The 1560-nt window shown below is 71.2% G+C and carries 2 protein-coding genes; one reads left to right on the top strand and one right to left on the bottom strand.

Features of this window, described 5'->3' with window-relative positions; all coding sequences use genetic code 11:
- Positions 1–717 (top strand): alpha/beta hydrolase family protein (locus E2E34_RS33985; RefSeq protein WP_369334639.1); only part of this gene is annotated, 717 nt, incomplete at its 5' end.
- Between the two features lie 341 nt (positions 718–1058).
- Here E2E34_RS33985 and E2E34_RS33980 read toward each other — a convergent pair.
- Positions 1059–1560, bottom strand: a 502-nt coding sequence (locus E2E34_RS33980; RefSeq protein ID WP_138905668.1) for an AMIN-like domain-containing (lipo)protein, incomplete at its 5' end; no start/stop codon positions are given.

The raw sequence follows: 1560 nt of genomic DNA, 5'->3' as shown, positions 1-1560 counted from the left end.
TTCAGCGTGAACCGCTCCACGCTGACCCTGCTCGCCGAGGAACTGGCCAGCCGCGGGTACGTCGTCGCCGCCGTCGACCACGCCTACGAGTCGGTCGGCACGGCGTTCCCCGGCGGGCGCCTCCTGAACTGCGTCGCCTGCGACAAGATCCCGCCGGGCGGGTACGGCGTGGTGCCCAAGGGCCGGGCCAAGGACGTCTCCTTTCTCCTCGACCGGCTCCTGGCCGACAAGCACCCCGCCTGGCGGCACGCCCGCCTTATCGACCGCGCGAAGATCGGCATGGCCGGCCATTCCATCGGCGGCGCATCCGCCGCGACGACCATGGCGGATGATGCCCGGGTGCGCGCCGGGGCCACCATGGACGGTTCGTTCATGGAGCCGGTACCGGCGAAGGGCCTGGACGGCCGCCCGTTCATGATGCTCGGCACCGGTGACGACGACCGCTCCTGGGTCCGCGACTGGCCGCTCCTGGACGGCTGGAAGCGCTGGATCAACGTCACCGGCGCGGGCCACTTCACCTTCACCGACACCCCGGTCCTCGCCGACCAACTGGGCCTGCTGCCTCCGGAGGAGCCCCTGTCGGGCAAGCGCTCGCAGGAGATCACACGGGCGTACGTGGCAGCGTTCTTCGACCTGCACCTGAAGGGCGTGGACCGCGAGCTGCTGGACGGGCCGTCCGCCGACCACCCGGAGGTGGTCATCCACAAGAAGGGCTGATCAGCCGGCACGTACTGCGCTTCCGGGTCGGCCCCCCGATGCGCAAGCGGCAGCCGGTTCGGGCCGACGGAGGCGACGCGCGCCCTTCAGCGGCAGCGCATGAGACCCCGCGACGGGCGTGCACGTGATGATGCGTCCGTTCCGGGTGTCTCGTTTCGTTTGCGGCGGCAGAGACTCTGCGCCCTGCGGGTGGCGGGCCGCCAGTGGGAAAGGCGGGCGTCCGTTGTCCGACAGGCGGGCAGCGGACGCTGATGCCGCCGCGCACGTTCGCGAACAGGCGGGTAACGCCCCGCGGCGATGGAGCCCGCCCACACCGCCGCAGGTGACGCCTTCGACTACGCTCAGCGTGCCCCCGTCCAGTTGTGCGCGACGTCGATCACGACCCGGTCGGTCGCCACCGACACCCGGAACGGCAGCCGCGCCCGGACGCCGAGCCCGATCTGCGTGTCCCCTTCGAAGCTGCCGGCGAACCGGGCATCCCTGAAGGTGCGGTATCCCGAGAGGTCCACGCCCTTCAGGCGCTCACCGGCCCGCACGGGATAGGTGGACTTCCCGGTGGCGGGGTCGTAGGCGGGGGCCATGATCCGTACCTCGAGGACGGCGCCGCCGCCGACGGGGATGTACTTGCCCGAACCGTCCTGATGGAGACGGCTGACATACCTGACGGAATAGCCGAGGCCGCTGGTGGCCGCGCCGGGGACATCGACGACCATGCGGTCGAAGCAGGCGTGCCGGCCGGTCCTGACGTTCGTCACCGACTCCGTCGTCGCGGCGGAGCGGGTCTTGGTCGTACTGCCCCACCCGGTGGGGCAGTACGTGGTCGGCGTGGTGGTGGTCGTTGTG

The sequence above is a fragment of the Streptomyces albidochromogenes genome, assembly GCF_005981925.1.
Classification (GTDB): Bacteria; Actinomycetota; Actinomycetes; order Streptomycetales; family Streptomycetaceae; genus Streptomyces; species Streptomyces albidochromogenes.
This window is presented reverse-complemented; position numbering and strand designations above follow the sequence as displayed.